Origin of the sequence: Methylobacterium oryzae, from assembly GCF_021398735.1 — a bacterium.
In the GTDB taxonomy this organism is placed as follows: Bacteria; Pseudomonadota; Alphaproteobacteria; order Rhizobiales; family Beijerinckiaceae; genus Methylobacterium.
Map to the genome: position 1 here is coordinate 3,125,876 of NZ_CP090349.1, position 17,000 is coordinate 3,142,875.

A 17,000-nucleotide genomic window follows, 5' to 3' on the forward strand; every position below is an offset into this window, starting at 1 on the left:
GGCCCTTCGCGTTCGAGCCGCCCGGCGACGGGACCTAACGCGTCCCCGGGGTCGCCGAAGCCGGCTGGACGATCAGCACGCGCAGGTCCTGGTCGGGCACGTAGTCCCGGGCCTCCCAGCGGAACGTGGTCGGCCCGGTCTTCCGGATGTCCGTGCGGCAGAAGCTGACGACCGCCTCCGGGCTGCCCTTGTCGACCGTCAGGGTGAAGCGCCCGATCGGCGCGGCCCAGTTGCGCGCCGTGGTGACGATGTAGGGCACCACGGTCGCCCGCAGGGTGCCGCCGGGATCCGGCGCCTTCGCGTGCAGGCGCCGGATCGCCGCGAGCCCCGCCTCGTCCAGGCAGTAGGTCGCCCGGTAGGCCGCCCGGGATGCCGCCTTCGGGTCGAGCAGGTGGAAACCGGTCACCGGCGCGTAGCTGTGCGCGATGCGGACCTCCTGCCCGGGCGGGAAGGTCTGGAGCCAGTGGAACTTGGCCTCGCCGCGCCACAGCCCCTCGGTCATCCGGTCCGGCGTGTCGGGGACGTCGGGGAAGAGCCCGGCCTTGACCAGCGCGGCCCATTCGGGCGCGCCGATCCGCTTGGCCGCCGCGCTGATCGCCTCGAAGCGCAGCGGGTTCAGCGGCAGGCCGTGACGGCGCAGCAGGTCCGTCACCTCGCGCTCGCCCACGAAGGCGCGCTCCTCCAGCTCGGGCTCGAGGGGCTTGCCGTCCACCGTGACGGTGAAGCCGACGAAGTTCGGGCTGTCGGGCCGGGGCAGCGCCAGGGCCGAGAAGCTGAGTTCCCGCCCGTCGATCGGCGGCAGCGGGAAGGCGATCCGGACCGTGCGCGCCTCCTGAACCTGATTGCGGAACAGGTAGGACACGTCGATCCGGTCGCGGGCGATCGACAGGTCCTCGCTCACCAGCGCGATCCCGGGCTCGCGCCGCAGGACGAGGCCGCCGGCATCGAGTTCGGCCGCGCTGTCGTTGGCGCGCGCCGTGCCCGTGAGCAGGCCAGCGAGCAGGCCAGCGCGCAGGAACGCGGCGGCGAAGCGCGGTTTGGCGACTATCAGGCGGGCTCGTCCGACGGCACGGGCCGTCGCGGCAGACGAGCGCCCGCCGCTTGCCAGGACCTTCACGGACCGGGCGCCTCAGTTCGTGGCGCGGTCGCGCATCCGGTACGCGCCGGCGGCGTCGCGCTCGAACATCTCGGCGATGCCGGCGTGGCGCAGGGCCTCGCCCGACGTGTCGGGCAGGAGGTTCTGTTCCGACACGTAGGCCACGTACTCGGTCTCGGCGTTCTCGGCGAGCAGGTGGTAGAACGGCTGGTCCTTGCGCGGCCGGACCTCCTCGGGGATCGACAGCCACCATTCCTCGGTGTTGTCGAACACCGGGTCGACGTCGAACACGACGCCCCGGAACGGGTAGATCCGGTGGCGCACCACGGCGCCGATCGCGAATTTCGCGGTTCTCAGTGTTACGTCCGACATGGTTCAACCCGTCCAGATCGGACAGATAGGTCCGATGACGGATCGTGTCACCCGGTCGCCGCGGAAGTCGGCGTTTCCGCGGCGCGGGCCAAGCGGTCCCGGACGGCGATCGCCTCCGGCAGCGGCCGCCACGGGACGGTCATCTCGGCGATGCGCCCGGCCGCGTCGAGGCACCGCTCATCCATCCCGTCGAGCCGCTGCGGGCCGGCCGCCGCGCCGAAGAAGGCGGCGGCGTGCACGGGGCCTTCCAAGATCGCGCGGCTCTCGAAGGCGTCGACCACCGGCCGGATCGCCGCCGTCTCGCGCACGGGCTCGGCGGCGAGCGGGGTGTCGAGCACGCCCCCTCGGCCATCTGCGCCAGCATGGCGTCCCGGTCCTTCGCCGCCAGGACGGCCGCGAAGGCGCGAACGCGGGTCAGGTCCATCGGAGGTCCCCTACGGGATCCGGATGCCGAGCTCGGTCGCGATCGCCCGGGCCGTGGCCTCGCGCCGGGCCGTGATGTCGGCCGCCGCCGCCCGCACCCGCGCCACGGTGTCCGGGGAGGCCGTGTGGGGCGTGCCGCTGTCGAAAGGGGGCTCGGGGGCGTACTGGATGCCGAGCTGGATGGTCCGGGCGGCCTCCTCGCCGCGCAGCGCGGCGGCGAGCTGCAGCGCCCCGTCGATGCCCGCGGTGACGCCGGCCGCGAACACCCAGGTGCGCCCGTCCGCGTCGCGGTCGATCACCACGCGCGCGTCCACCGGCTCGGCGCCGAAGAACGGCAGCAGGTGCACGGCGTTCCAGTAGGTCGTGGCCCGCCGCCCGACCAGCAGGCCGGCCGCGCCGAGGATCAGGGCGCCGGTGCAGACCGAGAGGACGTGGCCGGCCCCGGCCGCCTGGTCGCGGATCCAGCCGAGCACGGCCGGGTCCCGCATCAGGGCCTCCTGGCCGGTGCCGCCCGGGACGTGCAGCACGTCGAGCCGCGGGGCTTCCGCGAGCGTGGCATCCGGCAGCATCCGGAGGCCGCGGACGTCGCGGACGGGCTCCGGGCCCGGCGCGTAGACCCGGTAGGTGCTGTTGGGCACCCGGGACAGGACCTCGAACGGGCCGGTGAGGTCGATCTGGTCCAGCCCCTCGAACAGGAGCGAGCCGATCTGCAGGTGGGTGTCGGGCGGGATCATGCCGGGTCTCCGTGGTGGACAGGGTGATCCTAGCGCGTCAGGATCTGGCCGAAATGCCAAAGAGCCCTCGTTTCTCGCCAGATCCGCCGCGCCCGGTCGAGGTGCTGGCCTTCCCGTCGGTGCAGCTCCTCGACGTGGCCGGGCCGCTCCAGGTCTTCGCCACCGCCAACGAGCACGGCGGCGCCGGGATGCCCTACGCGCCGCGGGTGATCGCGGCCGGCGACCCGGGGCTCACCGCCTCGGCGGGCCTGCGGCTGGTCGCCGACCCATTGCCGGATCCCGACGCGCCGGTGGACACGCTGGTGATCGCGGGCGGCCCCGGCGTCGTCGCGGCCTGCGACGACGCCGCTCTGGTGGCCTGGGTGCGGGCCCGGGCGGGCCGGGCCCGCCGGGTCGCGTCGGTCTGCACCGGCGCGTTCCTGCTCGGGGCGGCGGGGCTCCTCGACGGGCGGCGGGCCGTGACCCACTGGAAGCATTGCGGGGCGCTCGCCGCCCGCTACCGGCGCGCCCGGATCGAGCCCGACCCGATCTTCGTGCGCGACGGCCCGGTCTGGTCCTCGGCGGGGGTGACGGCGGGGATCGACCTGGCCCTGGCGCTGGTCGAGGAGGATCTCGGCCGCGCGACCGCGCTGACGGTGGCGCGCCACCTCGTGATGTTCCTCAAGCGCCCCGGCGGGCAGGCGCAGTTCAGCGCGGCGCTGGCGCTGCAGGCGGGCGAGGAGCGGTTCGGGCGGCTCCACGCCTACGTCGCCGAAAACCTGGCGGGCGACCTGTCGCTGCCGGCGCTCGCCGCAGCGGCCGGGATGAGCGCGCGCAGCCTGAGCCGGCACTATCACGCGGCGACCGGTCTGACCCCGGCCAGGGCCGTGGAGCGCCTACGGGTGGAGGCGGCGCGGCGCGCGCTGGCCGAGACGGCGCAACCGGTCAAGCGCGTCGCCCGGACCTGCGGCTTCGGCTCCGAGGAGACGATGCGGCGCAGCTTCCTGCGGCACGTCGCGGCGACGCCGCAGGAGTACCGGGCGCGGTTCGGCGGGTGATCACACGGTCTCGCGGCGTTCAAGAGCCGCCAGGATGGTCTCGCGCACGCCTTCAAGATGTTTGTGGATGTCCGCATTCGGGATGCGGAGGAGGGCGAAGCCGAGCGACTCAAGGATTTCGGTCCGCGCGGCATCCCGAGCGATCTCGGCGTCCGTCGAATGCGTCGCCCCGTCCACCTCGACGATGAGTCCGGCCTCGATGCAGGCGAAGTCGATGATGAATCGGTCGATCGGGTGCTGTCGGCGAAACTTCCAGCCGTTCAGGGCGCGGTTTCGCAGGACGCGCCAGAGCTTGGCTTCGGCCGAGGTTTGAGTGCGGCGCAGGTTGCGGGCCTGCGGGATTGACTTATTCACCGCCCGGCTCCGGCAGTTCGGCCGCTCATTCAGCGAATGATTTGGCCGTTCCGCTTGCGTGGGCCTGTCTCGACGAACCTCTCGGATCGGACGTCGACGCTGGCGGCAAAGCGCGACGCGCCCCCTCTCCCGTGCGGGAGAGGGTTGGGGTGAGGGTCGAGAAAGTCCAGGATAGGGCACGCCGTCGACGCGCGTGTAGGCACACGCCTTCTTCGGACAGACTTGATCCCTCACCCTGTCCCTCTCCCGCACGGGAGAGGGGACCCGCGCTTCATCCTGCCGCTGCTGTGCCGCACACGATGCGCCAATCGAGTAGTCCGCACGGGAAAGGCGTATCGCGGGCTCGGTAACCCTCACCCCAGCTTGTAGACCGCCGCCAGATCCGGGTCCTTGGCGGCCACGAGCTTCGCCAGGTCCACGATGACCTTGGCCTGCTTCCAGGTGGCGTCGTCCTGCATCTTGCCGTCGAGCATCACGGCGCCGGTGCCGTCCGGCATGGCCTCGACGATCCGCGCCGCGAAGGCGACCTCGGCCGGGTCCGGCGCGAAGACCCGCTTGGCGATCGCCACCTGGCTCGGGTGCAGCGTCCAGGCGCCGGCGCAGCCCATCAGGAAGGCGTTGCGGAACTGCGCCTCGCAGGCATCGCCGTCGGAGAAGTCGCCGAACGGGCCGTAGAAGGCCTTGATGCCGTTGGCCATGCAGGCGTCCACCATCCTGGCGATGGTGTAGTGCCAGAGATCCTGCTGGGCGGTGGCGCGGGGGGCATCGCCGGAGGGATCGCTGAGCACCCGGTAATCCGGGTGGCCGCCACCGACCCGGGTGGTCTTCATGCCGCGCGACGCCGCGAGGTCCGCCGGCCCGAGGCTCATGCCGTGCATCCGCGGCGAGGCCGACGCGATCGCGTCGACGTTGGCGACGCCCTCGGCGGTCTCCAGGATCGCGTGGACCAGGATCGGCTTCGTCACCCCGTGGCGCGCCTCGAGCTGGGCGAGCAGCTGGTCGATGTAGTGGATGTCCCACGGTCCCTCGACCTTGGGCACCATCACGACGTCGAGCTTGTCGCCGACCTCGGCCACGATCGTGAACAGGTCGTCCAAGATCCAGGGCGAGTTGAGGGCGTTGATCCGGGTCCAGAGGCCGGTGCCGGTGGCGGCGAAATCGGTGGCCTGGGCCATGGCGACGAAGCCCTTGCGGGCCGCCTCCTTCTGGTCGGCCGGGACCGCGTCCTCGAGGTTGCCCAGCACCACGTCGACGGTCCCGGCGAGCTCCGGCACACGGGCCCGGACCTTGTCGTTGTGGGGCGGCACGAAGTGGATCATCCGCTCCAGCCGCACCGGCAGTTCGCGGAACGGGGCCGGCGCGCCGGTGGCGAGGGGCTGGAAGAAGCGGCGGGGCAGTTTCATCGGGTGCCTCTTGTCAGGGCTGGCGTCTGAGCCCCGTTAAGGCAGCTTGGGCGGGCGCGTAAAGCCGCGCCGCGCGGAAGTGATCTCGGACTTTCGTGACGCTCGGGCTTCCGGCCCGGCGCGCCGCAGGGCCCGCGGAGCCTCAGCCCCGGCCGCCCCGGCGCCCGGCGAGGCCGATCCGGTTGAGGATGCCGCCGCCGTCGCCGCTGCCGGCCACCACCACGAGGCGCCGGACCTCGCCCCGCAGGAAGGCCTGCAGGAAGCGGTTGTAGTCGCGGAACGAGACGCAGCCGTTCGAGGCGCCGGGCTGCCGCAGCATGTAGGTGTGGGCCAGCAGGCCGTCGCGGCCGTGGATCGCGGCGCTGCCGCCCACCGGGTTGAGCCGGATCGCCCGGACCCCGTGGAACAGGCGCTCGCGCTCGGTCAGCGTGTAGGTGCCGGGCGGGGTCGAGCCGCGCATGCGCAGGTGGACGTAGCGCGGGTTGTCCATGTGCTCGCCGAGGCCGGAATGGGCCTCCAGCACCTCGCCGGAGGGCAGCGTCACCGTGCGGGCGGTGATGTCGTAGACGGCCGTTCCGGCCACCGAATCGGGCTCCGGGCTGATCCGGGTGCGCGGCGCCTCCTGCGGCAGGGCGTCCGGACTGGCATAGGCCAGTGCCTGACGGGGCTCCTGGCGGCTGTCCTGGCGGCTGTCCTGGCGGCTGTCCTGGCGGTTGTCCTGAGACGGCGCCGCGGCGCCGACGCCGAACAGCTTCTCGAAGAAGGACGGCTCCTCGGCCATCGCGGCGCGGAACACGTCGCGGGTCCGGGGCAGGGCGCGGCTCGCCACCCGCGCGGGCGGCGCCGGTGCGCGCCGCAGCTCGGGCGGGCGGGCCACCGGCAGCGGCACGAGGGCGGGAACGGGGGCGGGTGCGAGGGCGGCGGGCGTGGGCTCGGCCGCGGCCATCCGGACCGGCGCCCCCGTCCCCGTCTCGCCGGTCCTCTCGCCGGCCCTGTCCGCGACTCTCTCGGCGACTTTCTCCGCAGCTTTGACCTGGGCCATCCGGACCTGGGCGGCCCGCGCCCGCTCCGCCTGCGCGACCTGCCGGGCGATCTCCCGGACCGCCGGGGACGGGGCGGCGGCGACCTGGAAGCCGGCGACCGGCGGGGTTTCGCCCCCGAAGGCCGTGGCGGTGCCGGCGCCCAGCGCCGGGCTCCGGTCGAGCATCCAGGCGAGGCTCGGCCGCGGCGCCGCCGCGGCCTGCGGGACCGGGACGGCGGCCGGCCCGGCCGCCGCGACGGACTCCGCCTCGGGGCGGGCCGGCCCCTGCGGGTGGCTGAACACGGCCCAGCCGGCGAGGCTCACGCCGGTGAGAGCGATGAGCGTCGTCAGCCGGGCGCGGCGACGGGCGCGCCGCATGGCGCTCGGGTAGGGCGCCCGGGTGCGGACGACCGGGTCGTAGGCGGTCTCGACGTAGCTGGGGCGCGGGGGCGCCGGTCGCCGGGATTCCGCGCTCGGATACGCGGTCTGGAACGCGGCGAGGGACAACGCAGCCTGGGCCATTCGGGAACTCGCGTACGCGCTTCCCCTGGGCAGCCGCCGCCGTTCGCCCGCGAGAGCCGTTCTCGCGCACGTGGCCCGGGTCACCCGTCTGGGGAGGACATCAACCGTCCACCCCATTAAGCCGTGCTGTGGTTAATCCCCGCTAAAGAGACAGTTTCCGCCGGCGTTCCCGTGTTGGGACACAGCCTCAGGTGGCCCGATTCGGCGCGTCCCCGGCCGCGTCGGCCGCCGGCTCCATCGGCCCGTGCCGGCGCGCGACCAGCAGGCAGAGCAGGGCCACCGGCACGCCGATGAGGGACGTGCCGACGAAGAACCACGCGAACCCGGTCCACTCGATCACGAAGCCCGAGAACCCCGCGAGCAGGCTGCCGGGCAGGGCGCAGAGCGAGGTCAGCAGGGCGTACTGGCTCGCCGCGTGCGCGGTGGCCGAGAGCCGCGACATGTAGGTGATCAGCACGATCGACGCGAAGGCGTAGGCGAAGCCGTCGATCCCGACGGTCAGCGCGAAGGTCCAGAACGCCGCGCCGCCGTGGCCGCCGTGCCAGGCGAGGTAGGCCAGCGCGAGGTGGGAGGCCGAGGCCGTCACGGTGCCGATGAGCAGGCTCGCCATCATGCCGATCCGCGGGATGATGGCGCTCGCCAGGAAGGTGCCCCCGAGCGCGATCCAGAAGCCGAACAACTTCGTCACCGTCGCGATGTCGGTGTTGGTGTAGCCGAGCGTCTTGAACAGCGGGATCGCCATGGCATTCGAGACGTAGCCGGGCATCCGGAAGCCCGCGACCAGCGCCAGCACCGGCAGGGCGAGCGGCCCGAGCCGGGCGAGGAGATCGCGGATCGGCGCCCAGACGGTCTCGACGAAGCCGCCGGTGGCGGGGGTCTCGGGGACGGGGGGTTCGGGCGCCAGCAGGGCCGCGACCGTGCCGGGCGCCATGAGCGCGGCCATGCACAGGTAGGCCACGCGCCAGCCATACGCGTCGGACAGGTAGAGCGCGCCGGCGCCGGCCGCGAGGTTGCCGATCCGGAAGCCGATCTCGGCCCAGGACGACATCAGCGCCTGCTGCTCGGGGGGCGCGGCGGTGATGCGCCAGCCGTCGATCACCACGTCCTGGGTGGCGCCCGCGACGCCGAGCGCCAGGGAGAACGCCACCGTCCAGGCGAGCCAGTGGGCCGGGTCGCCGAAGGCGACGCCCGCCAGCGCCAGGGCGACGAGGATCTGCGTGGCGACGATCCAGCCGCGGCGCCGCCCGAGCCAGCGGCCGATGAGCGGCGCGTCGTGGCGGTCGAGGAAGGGGGCCCAGAGGAACTTGAGCTTGTAGGCGATGGTGAGCTCGCTCATCAGCCCGATCGTGGCGAGCGGCACCTTCGCCTGGACGAGCCACGCCGACTGCGTCGCGTAGACGAGCAGGAACGGGATACCCTGCGCGAAGCCGAGCCCCAGCACCGCGGCGACGCGCCGGTCGGTGAACAGGGGCGTGAGGAAGGCGCCCGGCGCGGCCTTCACCGGCTCGGGCGCGCCGGTGATCGGCGCCGGGTCTGCCATCCACGCGTCTCCTCAAGCCGCCCCGCAGGATGAGGGGTCTCGCCGGGGCGCGACGCCCCCGCCCCTCACGCCGCCTTCTTCCCCCGCTCGGCGATCTTCACGAGACTGCGCAGCACCTCGGTGGCGGTCTTGAGCCGCGCCGGGACCGTGGTCAGCTCGCGCACGAACACCACGCTCATGTCGGGCCGCACCTTCGCGAACGAGGCCTGCTCGGCGACGAAGGCCACGAGACCCTGCGGGTTGGCGTAGGACTTGTCGCGGAAGTGGACCACCACACCCTTCGGCCCGGCCTCGACCTTCTCGACGTTCGCCTTGAGGCACAGGATCTTGATCGTGCCGATCTTGAGGAGCTGCTCCACCTCCGGCGGCAGCGGCCCGAACCGGTCGATCAGCTCGGCGCCGAAGCCCTCCATCTCGGCATCGTCCTGGATGGTGGCGAGCCGCCGGTAGAGCGCCAGCCGGACGCCCAGATCCTCGACGTAATCCTCCGGGATCGTGACCGGCGCGCCGAGCGCGATGGTCGGCGACCACGCCTCCTCGGGCACGTCATCGATGCCGGCCTTGAGCGCGGTGACCGCGTCCTCCAGCATCTGCTGGTAGAGCTCGTAGCCGACCTCCTTGATGTGGCCCGACTGCGCGTCGCCGAGCAGGTTGCCGGCGCCGCGGATGTCGAGGTCGTGGGAGGCGAGCTGGAAGCCCGCGCCCAGCGTGTCGAGGCTCTGGAGCACCTTGAGGCGCTGCTCGGCCTGGGCGGTGAGCTGGCGGTTCGCCGGGGTCGTGAACAGCGCGTAGGCGCGCGCCTTCGAGCGCCCGACCCGGCCGCGCAGCTGGTAGAGCTGCGCGAGGCCGAACATGTCGGCCCGGTGGACGATCAGCGTGTTGGCGGTGGGGATGTCGAGGCCGGATTCCACGATCGTGGTCGAGAGCAGGACGTCGAACTTGCCCTCGTAGAAGGCCGTCATCACGTCCTCGAGCTGGCCGGCCGCCATCTGGCCGTGGGCGACCGCGACCTTGATCTCGGGCATCTCGGCGTCGAGGAATTTCTTGACCTCGGCCAGATCCTCGATCCGCGGCACGACGTAGAAGGACTGGCCGCCGCGGTAGCGCTCGCGCAGCAGGGCCTCGCGGATGGTCAGCGGGTCGAACGGCGTCACGAAGGTGCGCACCACCAGCCGGTCGACCGGCGGGGTGGCGATGATCGAGAGCTCGCGAACCCCCGTCATGGCGAGCTGGAGCGTGCGCGGGATCGGCGTCGCCGAGAGCGTCAGCACGTGGACGTCCGCCTGGAGCGCCTTCAGCCGCTCCTTGTGGGCGACGCCGAAATGCTGCTCCTCGTCCACGATGATCAGGCCGAGATCCTTGAAGGCGATGTTCTTCGCCAAGAGGGCGTGGGTGCCGACCACGATGTCGACCGTGCCGGCGATGAGCCCGGCGCGGGTCTGCTTCATCTCCCCCGCCGAGACGAAGCGGGAGAGCTGCGCCACCTGGACCGGCAGCCCTTTGAAGCGCTCGGCGAAGGTCCGGTAGTGCTGGCGGGCCAGCAGCGTGGTCGGGACGATCACCGCCACCTGCTTGCCGGAGATCGCCGCCGCGAAGGCGGCGCGGAGCGCCACCTCGGTCTTGCCGAAGCCGACATCGCCGCAGACCAGCCGGTCCATCGGACGCCCGGCATTGAGGTCGTCCAGCACCGCGTCGATGGCGTTGGCCTGATCCTCGGTCTCCTCGAACGGGAAGCGGGCGGCGAACTCGCCGTAGAGCCCCTCGGGCGCCTGCAGGGACGGGGCCTTCCGGACGAAGCGCTGGGCCGCGACCTTGATCAGCTCGCCCGCCATCTCGAGGATGCGGCGCTTCATCTTGGCCTTGCGGGCCTGCCACGCGCCGCCGCCGAGCCGGTCGAGGGCGACCTCGGAATCCTCCGAGCCGTAGCGGGTCAGGAGCTCGATATTCTCCACCGGCAGGAGCAGCAGGCCGCCGGTGTATTGCAGTTCCAGGCAATCGTGCGGGGCGCCGGCGGCGTGGATCGTCTTGAGGCCGACGAACCGGCCGATGCCGTGGTCGGCGTGGACTACGAGGTCGCCGGGCTGGAGCGCCTGCACCTCCAGGATCACGTCCTGGGGCCGCTTGGCCTTGCGCTTCTGGCGGACCAGCCTGTCGCCCAGGATATCGCCCTCGGAGACGACGGCGAGTTCGCCCGCGGTGAAGCCCGCCTCCAGGCCCCAGACGGCCACGGCCGCGTCGGTGCCGCGCTTGAGCGCGTAGACGTCGGTGAGCCGGGTGATCGCCACGGGCTTCCTCAGGCCGTGGTCGGTGAGCACACCGCAGAGCCGGTCGCGCGACCCGTCGGACCAGGCTCCCAGGATCACGTGATGACCGGATCCCTGGAGATCGCGGATATGCGCCACCGCGGCGTCGAACACGCTGGCATTCTCGTCGGCCCGCTCGGGGGCGAAGCTCCGTCCGGCCTTGGCGCCGCAATCGATCACCGCGCGCTCGGACGATTCGGGCTGCGCGAACGGGGTCAGCCGCGCCACGGTGGCGGTGCCGATCCGCTCCTTCAGCTCGTTCGGCGTCAGGTAGAGGGCGCGGGGCGGCAGGGGCTTGTAGGGGGCGACGCCGGGCTGCGGCGTCTTCATCGCGCCCTCGCGGGCCTGGTAATAGTCCTGGACGAGCGCGATCCGCTCGGCGGCAGCGTCCTCCACCTGCGGGTCGAAGACCAGCGGCACGCCGCCGAGATAGTCGAACAGCGTGTCGAGGTGGTCGTAGAACAGCGGCATCCAGTGCTCGAGGCCGGCGTAGCGCCGCCCCTCGCTCACCGTCTCGTAGAGCCGGTCGTCCCGGGTCGCCGCCCCGAAGCTCTGGATGTAGTTCTGGCGGAAGCGGCGGATGGTCTCCGTGGTGAGCTGGACCTCGCTCATCGGCATCAGGTCGAGCGAGCGGAGCTGCCCGGTGGTGCGCTGCGTCTCCGGGTCGAAGGCGCGGATCGATTCCAGCGTGTCGCCGAAGAAGTCGAGGCGGATCGGGGCCGGCAGGCCGGGGGGCGACAGGTCGAGGATGCCGCCGCGAACCGCGTACTCGCCGGTGTCGCGCACCGTCCCGGTGCGCAGGAAGCCGTTGGCCTCGACCCAGGCCACCACGTCGTCCATCGACACGACGTTGCCGATCGCCGCCGAGAACGCCTCCTTGGCGATGTGGGCGCGGGGCGGGACCCGCTGCACCAGGGCGTTGACCGTGGTGCAGAGGATGCGCGGGCGGTCCTCGGCCGAGCGGGTGCGGGCGAGGCGGGCGAGCGCCGTCATCCGGGCGGCGGCGACCGCCGTCGTCGGCGAGACCCGGTCGTAGGGCTGGCAGTCCCAGGCCGGCAGGCTCATCACGTCCATCTCGGGCGCGACGAAGCCGAGGGCCGCCTGGAAGGCCGCCGAGCGCCCGGAATCGCGCGCCACGTGGACCAGCACCGCCGGCGCGTCGACGGTGGGCGCCAGGGCGCGGGCGAGGTCGGCGAGCGCCAGCGCGTCGAAGCCCTCCGGGGCGTTCGCCAGGACCGGGCTGTCGCCGCGCTTGAGGGCGTCGATCGCCCGGGCGAGCGCGGAGGATTTCGGCAGCGCGAAGCGCGCGACCTGCGGCTTGGCGGCGGGGGGCTTCGGCTGAGGCTTGGCCATCGGGTCTTTCGCGGGAAATCCCGCCGGGCGCGTCAGGGGAGGAGGTCGGGTGGCGTTAGCCGATCGGGCCGCCGCGATAAAGCGTCCCCGCGGTTACGGCTGAACGCATCCTATATGGCGGTTCTGCCGCGGCATGGAACGGCTGTTCGGCCGCGCTTCGGGGACACGCATGGCCCGGCCCAGAGCACCTTGCGGATCGCCTCTCCCAGGGGAGAAGAGACAGCCCCATCGTCTTTGCGAGCGCAGCGAAGCAATCCAGCGCCGCCACACCTTCGGACGTCGCGCTGCCATGGGTCACGTCGCTGCGCTCGTGATGACGGAGCGGGCCGCATCGGCCGAGAACTCCGATCGGATGAGACGGAAGCCCGCGGCTTACGCCCCTCAGGCGTCCGGCCCGACGATCTCCGCCAGCGCCGCCTCGACCCGGCCGCGGAAGAAGTCCGCGTTGGGCATGTGCTCGGTCATCGCGGCGGCGCGCGCCGTCGCCTGCCGCAGGATCTCGGCGCGGAGCGCCGGATCGGAGCGCTCCATCATCTCCAGCATGATGCGCACCACCAGCTCGGTGGCGATCGACCGGGCCGGGTGATCGTAGTTGGGCTTCGGTTCGTCCATCGCGGGCTCTCTCGACCGGTCGCTCTCAGGAGTGGATCGGCGCGTCGTGCCGGTGGAACGCCCGCACCCGCCGCCAGACCGACGTGTCGTAGTTCGTGGGCGTCTCGACCTCGCCGGTCAGCCACTTGAACAGGTCGCGGTCCGGCACCTCGATCAGCGCCTCGAACTGGTCGAGCTCCGCTTCCGAGAGGTCGCCGATCTCGGCATCGGCGAAGCGGCCCATGATCAGGTCCATCTCGCGGATGCCCCGGTGCCAGGCGCGGTAGAGGAGGCGGCGGCGGCGCGGATCGAGGTCGGCGCTCGTGCGGGTGGTGCCGGACATGGATGTCGGACCTCGGCTCAGGGAATGGCAGGGCCTAGATAGGCGTCCGGGTCCGGCGGATCCAGAACGGGGCCGCGGCCGGGCGGGTTACAACCGGGGCGCGAGAGGCCAAAAACGAATTGCCTCCGGCGGGCGGTCCGTTATCTCGGGCTGCAACGCCCCGGACGGGGCGGCGAGCGGGAGTCCAACGATGCCGAAGGCGATCCGGGTCTACGAGTACGGCGGTCCCGAGGTGATGCGCTTCGAGGACGTGCCCCTGGCCGAGCCGGGCCCCGGGCAGATCCGGGTCAGGCAGGCCGCCATCGGCGTCAACTTCATCGACATCTACTTCCGCACCGGCGCCTACAAGTCCCCGCACATGCCCTACACCCCCGGCAAGGAGGGCGCCGGCACCGTCACGGCGGTGGGCGAGGGCGTGACCCAGTTCAAGGCCGGCGACCGGGTCGCCTACGGCTCAGTGGCAGACGGCTGCTACGCCGAGGAGCCGGTGATCCCGGCCTCGGCGGCCGTGCCGATCCCCGACGGGGTCGACGAGAAGACCGCCGCCGCCATGATGCTCAAGGGCCTGACCGTCGAGTACCTGCTGCACCGGACCTACGCGGTGAAGCCCGGCGACACGATCCTGTGGCAGGCCGCCGCCGGCGGCGTCGGCCTGATCGCGTGCCAGTGGGCCAAGCACCTCGGCGCCACCGTGATCGGCACCGCCGGCAGCCCCGAGAAGGCGGAGCTCGCCAAGCAGAACGGCTGCGACCACGTCATCCTCTACCGCGAGGAGGACGTGGCCAAGCGCGTGCGCGAGATCACCGGCGGCAAGGGCGTGCCGGTGGTCTACGACGGCGTCGGGCAGGCGACCCTGATGGGCTCCCTGGACAGCCTCGCGCCGCTCGGCCTGCTGGCGAGCTTCGGCTCGGCCTCCGGGGCGATCACCGGGCTCGACCTCGGCCTGCTGGCCCCGCGCGGCTCGCTCTACGTGACGCGCCCGACGCTCGCGACCTTCTCGTCGAACCGCGCCACCCTGGAGGAGGCGGCCGCCCGCCTGTTCAAGGTGGTCCGCGACGGCGCGGTGAAGATCGCCGTCAACGCCACCTACCCGCTGGCCGAGGCGCAGCAGGTCCACCGCGACCTCGCGGGCCGGGAGACCACCGGCTCGATCGTGATGCTGCCGTAGGGAGCGGCCGTGACGCCCGGCAACGCCGACCTGCTCCTCGTCGTCGACGTGCAGGTCGACTTCCTGCCGGGCGGGGCGCTCCCCGTCCCGGGGGGCGACGCGGTGATCGGCCCGATCAACGCGCTCCAGCACCGCTTCCGGCACGTGGTGCTGATGCAGGACTGGCATCCGGCCGATCACGTCTCCTTCGCCGAGACCCATCCGGGGCGGGCCCCGTTCGAGACCGTGACGCTGCCCTACGGACCGCAGGTGCTGTGGCCGCGCCACTGCGTCCAGGGCAGTCGCGGGGCCGCCTTCGCGCCGGACCTCGCCACCGACCGGGCGAGCCTGGTGGTGCGCAAGGGGCTGGATCCGCGGGTCGACAGCTACTCGGCCTTCCTGGAAGCCGACCGGGCCACGCGCACCGGCCTCGCCGGGGCGCTCCGGGAGCGCGGCATCACCCGCGTCGCCGTGTGCGGCCTCGCCACCGATTTCTGCGTCGCCTGGAGCGCGCTCGACGCGCGCGACGCGGGGTTCGACGTCCTCGTGGTGGCGGACGCGGTGCGCGGGATCGACGTGGACGGGTCGCTCGCGCGGGCCTGGGCGCGGATGGAGGCGGCGGGCGTCCGCCGGATCGCCGCGGCGGAGATCGCTTGAGGGCGTGCAGGGACCGGGAGGCGAACCGCCGCACGCCGCGCGGGAGACCGGCCCCGCGCCGACGCGTTGGCCCGACATCAGCATCCGACAGGAGCCTGCATGTCATCCAAGCACCCGAAGACCGACACGCCCACGGACGCCGACCTCAAGGGCAATCCCGGGATCGGCACCTCGAAGGGGATGAGCGGCGCCGACCCCGCGGATCTGCAGGCGGATTCGACCTTCGAGGGCGACGTCGACAACGAGACGAAGCTCGATGGCGGCATCGACCCCGACCACCGGCCGCGCAAGAACGCGTGACCGAGAACGCGTGACCGGATGCCCGGGCCGGTGCGGCCCGGGTCGATCTCAGCGACTGCGCGCCGGCGCCTTCGGCCGGTGCGGTGCGGGGGCCGCGGGCCTGGCGCTCGGGCCGCCTGCCGGAACGTAGACCTGGGCCGGGCTCGCGGTGTAGCCCCGGAGCTGGGCCGCGTTGGCGGCCCCGAAAGCGGATGTGCCGTCCGCGCGGGCGGCGCCCGCCGCGAGGGCCGATAGAAGCGCGGCGGCCAGGGCCAGGCGGGCGTGCTTCGGCATCGACAGGGTCCTCGTGTTCGCGCGGGCTCGAGAAACCCTGATCCGTACCGGATCGCTCCGCCCTGCGATCGACCCGGCCTTCCCGACGTGCGGAACCGCACAGGCGCCGTGTCGTGCATGACGGCGGCGGCTCCATCGCTTTCCGGTTGATCGCTTCCCCACCGTCGTCGTTGCGAGTGGAGCGAAGCGATCCAGGGTAGCGCCACGCTGACCGATGTCCTGCTGCCCGGGGCCACTTCGCTGCGCCCGTGATGACGGAGCGGGGGCCTGCCCCGGAGGCCGTGTCAGAGCGCCAGCCCGAGCTGGAGCGGCGCCTCGGGCGCGTCCTGCGCGAAGCCCGACAGCGACACCCCGATCAGCCGCGCGCTGCGGCGCAGGGGGAACAGGCCGGCGAGCAGGTCGAGGCCGATCCGCTCCAGGGCGGCCCGGTCGGCCACCGGCACGGCGAGGGACTTCGCCCGGGTGACCTGCGCGAAATCCGAGAACTTGAGCTTCAGGGTCACGGTCCGGGCGCGCATGCCCTTGGCGTCGGCGCCCGCCCAGACCTTGTCGAACAGCGGCGCCAGCCGGGCGGCCAGGACCTCGAAAGCGGCGGTGTCGTCCGAGAAGGTGGTCTCGGCCCCGATCGACTTGCGCACCCGGTGGGCGCGGACCGGCCGCGCGTCGATCCCGCGGGCGACCGCGTGGTAGTAGGCGCCCGCGGAGCCGAAGGTCTCGCGCAGGCGCTCCGGCGTCCAGGCGCGCAGATCCGCCCCGGTCTCGATCCCGAGCCGCTTCATCTTCGCCTCGGTGACCGGGCCGACGCCGTGGAACCGGCCGATCGGCAGCGCCGCCACGAAGTCCGGCCCCATGGCGGGGGTGATGACGAACAGGGCGTCGGGCTTGCGGTGGTCGGACGCCACCTTGGCGAGGAACTTGTTGTACGAGACCCCGGCCGAGGCGATGAGTCCGGTCCGTTCCAGGATCTCGGCCCGGATCGCCTTCGCCACGGCCGTCGCCGTCGGGAGGCCCAGGAGGTTCTCGGTGACGTCGAGATAGGCCTCGTCGAGGGCCACCGGCTCGATGATGGCCGTGTGCCGGGCGAAGACCGCCCGGATCTCCTCGGAGACCGCCCGGTAGACCTCGAAGCGCGGCTTCACGAACAGCAGGTCCGGGCACAGCCGCCGCGCGGTGGCCGACGGCATGGCGGAGCGGACACCGAATTTTCGGGCCTCGTAGCTCGCAGCGGCCACCACCCCGCGCTCCCGGGAGCCGCCGACCGCCAGCGGCCGGCCGCGCAGCGACGGGTCGTCGCGCTGCTCCACGGAGGCGTAGAACGCGTCCATGTCGATGTGGATGATCTTTCGGAGCGCGACCTCCGGATCCATCGCCGCCTCGGGTCCCGACCAAGTTCCTGATCTGTTCCGAAAGACCGCGCGGGGCGGGCGGGGTCAAGCCGCGCCGGACGCGGCGTCAACAGGAGTCCGCCCGGCGCCCGTCGCGAGCGCAGCGAAGCGAAGCGACGAGAGGGCAGCGCGACGTCCCCGAGCGC

17 protein-coding genes are annotated in these 17,000 nt (G+C 72.7%); 4 read left to right on the forward strand and 13 right to left on the reverse strand.

The window, feature by feature from the left end; translation table 11 throughout:
* Positions 1-34: 34 nt before the first annotated feature.
* The 4 genes from LXM90_RS14995 to LXM90_RS15010 form a co-directional block, all read right to left on the reverse strand.
* On the reverse strand, positions 35-1,117 hold the full coding sequence (locus tag LXM90_RS14995) for a DUF4424 domain-containing protein (RefSeq protein ID WP_020093278.1): 1,083 nt from the start codon (positions 1,115-1,117) through the stop codon (positions 35-37).
* A 12-nt stretch (positions 1,118-1,129) separates the two neighbouring features.
* Entirely contained in the window at positions 1,130-1,468 is a 339-nt protein-coding gene (gene hspQ, locus LXM90_RS15000; RefSeq protein ID WP_012318638.1) for a heat shock protein HspQ, read from the reverse strand.
* 47 nt (positions 1,469-1,515) lie between these two features.
* Positions 1,516-1,806, reverse strand: a complete 291-nt coding sequence (locus LXM90_RS15005; RefSeq protein ID WP_020093279.1) for a hypothetical protein — start codon at positions 1,804-1,806, stop codon at positions 1,516-1,518.
* A gap of 96 nt (positions 1,807-1,902) precedes the next feature.
* Complete coding sequence (locus tag LXM90_RS15010; RefSeq protein ID WP_020093280.1) at positions 1,903-2,625, reverse strand: DJ-1/PfpI family protein; 723 nt, start codon at positions 2,623-2,625, stop codon at positions 1,903-1,905.
* Positions 2,626-2,678: 53 nt separating this feature from the next.
* Between LXM90_RS15010 and LXM90_RS15015 the strand changes: the two genes are divergently transcribed.
* The gene (locus LXM90_RS15015; RefSeq protein ID WP_026604942.1) at positions 2,679-3,662 is read left to right on the forward strand and encodes a GlxA family transcriptional regulator; all 984 of its coding nucleotides are present in this window, start codon (positions 2,679-2,681) and stop codon (positions 3,660-3,662) included.
* Here LXM90_RS15015 and LXM90_RS15020 read toward each other — a convergent pair whose 3' ends face one another.
* The 7 genes from LXM90_RS15020 to LXM90_RS15050 all read right to left on the reverse strand — a co-directional run bounded on the left by LXM90_RS15020 (position 3,663) and on the right by LXM90_RS15050 (position 13,092).
* Complete coding sequence (locus LXM90_RS15020; RefSeq protein WP_020093282.1) at positions 3,663-4,016, reverse strand: endonuclease domain-containing protein; 354 nt, start codon at positions 4,014-4,016, stop codon at positions 3,663-3,665.
* Positions 4,017-4,369: 353 nt separating this feature from the next.
* Entirely contained in the window at positions 4,370-5,419 is a 1,050-nt protein-coding gene (locus LXM90_RS15025; protein ID WP_020093283.1) for an HpcH/HpaI aldolase/citrate lyase family protein, read from the reverse strand.
* A gap of 142 nt (positions 5,420-5,561) precedes the next feature.
* Entirely contained in the window at positions 5,562-6,962 is a 1,401-nt protein-coding gene (locus tag LXM90_RS15030) for a DUF2778 domain-containing protein (protein WP_020093284.1), read from the reverse strand.
* Positions 6,963-7,149: 187 nt separating this feature from the next.
* Positions 7,150-8,502 (reverse strand): AmpG family muropeptide MFS transporter, encoded by a 1,353-nt coding sequence (locus tag LXM90_RS15035; protein ID WP_020093285.1) that lies wholly within the window; start codon positions 8,500-8,502, stop codon positions 7,150-7,152.
* Positions 8,503-8,567: 65 nt separating this feature from the next.
* Entirely contained in the window at positions 8,568-12,158 is a 3,591-nt protein-coding gene (mfd, locus tag LXM90_RS15040) for a transcription-repair coupling factor (RefSeq protein WP_020093286.1), read from the reverse strand.
* A gap of 381 nt (positions 12,159-12,539) precedes the next feature.
* Complete coding sequence (locus tag LXM90_RS15045) at positions 12,540-12,770, reverse strand: hypothetical protein (protein ID WP_020093287.1); 231 nt, start codon at positions 12,768-12,770, stop codon at positions 12,540-12,542.
* Positions 12,771-12,795: 25 nt separating this feature from the next.
* On the reverse strand, positions 12,796-13,092 hold the full coding sequence (locus LXM90_RS15050; RefSeq protein WP_020093288.1) for a succinate dehydrogenase assembly factor 2: 297 nt from the start codon (positions 13,090-13,092) through the stop codon (positions 12,796-12,798).
* A 190-nt stretch (positions 13,093-13,282) separates the two neighbouring features.
* On the opposite strand from LXM90_RS15050, the gene LXM90_RS15055 reads away from it, so the two are divergent.
* The 3 genes from LXM90_RS15055 (at position 13,283) to LXM90_RS15065 (ending at position 15,196) form a co-directional block, all read left to right on the forward strand.
* The gene (locus tag LXM90_RS15055; RefSeq protein WP_020093289.1) at positions 13,283-14,260 is read left to right on the forward strand and encodes a quinone oxidoreductase family protein; all 978 of its coding nucleotides are present in this window, start codon (positions 13,283-13,285) and stop codon (positions 14,258-14,260) included.
* A gap of 9 nt (positions 14,261-14,269) precedes the next feature.
* Positions 14,270-14,896, forward strand: a complete 627-nt coding sequence (pncA, locus tag LXM90_RS15060) for a bifunctional nicotinamidase/pyrazinamidase (RefSeq protein ID WP_020093290.1) — start codon at positions 14,270-14,272, stop codon at positions 14,894-14,896.
* Between the two features lie 99 nt (positions 14,897-14,995).
* Positions 14,996-15,196, forward strand: a complete 201-nt coding sequence (locus LXM90_RS15065; protein WP_020093291.1) for a hypothetical protein — start codon at positions 14,996-14,998, stop codon at positions 15,194-15,196.
* Positions 15,197-15,244: 48 nt separating this feature from the next.
* Here LXM90_RS15065 and LXM90_RS15070 read toward each other — a convergent pair whose 3' ends face one another.
* Positions 15,245-15,469: a hypothetical protein gene (locus tag LXM90_RS15070; protein ID WP_020093292.1), complete on the reverse strand. Its 225-nt coding sequence runs from the start codon at positions 15,467-15,469 to the stop codon at positions 15,245-15,247.
* Between the two features lie 284 nt (positions 15,470-15,753).
* Complete coding sequence (gene dinB, locus LXM90_RS15075) at positions 15,754-16,836, reverse strand: DNA polymerase IV (RefSeq protein ID WP_020093293.1); 1,083 nt, start codon at positions 16,834-16,836, stop codon at positions 15,754-15,756.
* Positions 16,837-17,000: the final 164 nt, after the last annotated feature.

Excerpts from the sequence above, each read along its gene's own strand:
- hspQ (WP_012318638.1), bottom strand. The coding sequence starts at position 1,468 with ATGTCGGACGTAACACTGAGAACCGCGAAATTCGCGATCGGCGCCGTG.
- LXM90_RS15010 (WP_020093280.1), bottom strand. The coding sequence starts at position 2,625 with ATGATCCCGCCCGACACCCACCTGCAGATCGGCTCGCTCCTGTTCGAG.
- LXM90_RS15015 (WP_026604942.1), top strand. The coding sequence starts at position 2,679 with ATGCCAAAGAGCCCTCGTTTCTCGCCAGATCCGCCGCGCCCGGTCGAG.
- LXM90_RS15025 (WP_020093283.1), bottom strand. The coding sequence starts at position 5,419 with ATGAAACTGCCCCGCCGCTTCTTCCAGCCCCTCGCCACCGGCGCGCCG.
- LXM90_RS15030 (WP_020093284.1), bottom strand. The coding sequence starts at position 6,962 with ATGGCCCAGGCTGCGTTGTCCCTCGCCGCGTTCCAGACCGCGTATCCG.
- LXM90_RS15035 (WP_020093285.1), bottom strand. The coding sequence starts at position 8,502 with ATGGCAGACCCGGCGCCGATCACCGGCGCGCCCGAGCCGGTGAAGGCC.
- mfd (WP_020093286.1), bottom strand. The coding sequence starts at position 12,158 with ATGGCCAAGCCTCAGCCGAAGCCCCCCGCCGCCAAGCCGCAGGTCGCG.
- LXM90_RS15045 (WP_020093287.1), bottom strand. The coding sequence starts at position 12,770 with ATGGACGAACCGAAGCCCAACTACGATCACCCGGCCCGGTCGATCGCC.
- LXM90_RS15050 (WP_020093288.1), bottom strand. The coding sequence starts at position 13,092 with ATGTCCGGCACCACCCGCACGAGCGCCGACCTCGATCCGCGCCGCCGC.
- LXM90_RS15055 (WP_020093289.1), top strand. The coding sequence starts at position 13,283 with ATGCCGAAGGCGATCCGGGTCTACGAGTACGGCGGTCCCGAGGTGATG.
- LXM90_RS15065 (WP_020093291.1), top strand. The coding sequence starts at position 14,996 with ATGTCATCCAAGCACCCGAAGACCGACACGCCCACGGACGCCGACCTC.
- LXM90_RS15070 (WP_020093292.1), bottom strand. The coding sequence starts at position 15,469 with ATGCCGAAGCACGCCCGCCTGGCCCTGGCCGCCGCGCTTCTATCGGCC.
- dinB (WP_020093293.1), bottom strand. The coding sequence starts at position 16,836 with ATGGATCCGGAGGTCGCGCTCCGAAAGATCATCCACATCGACATGGAC.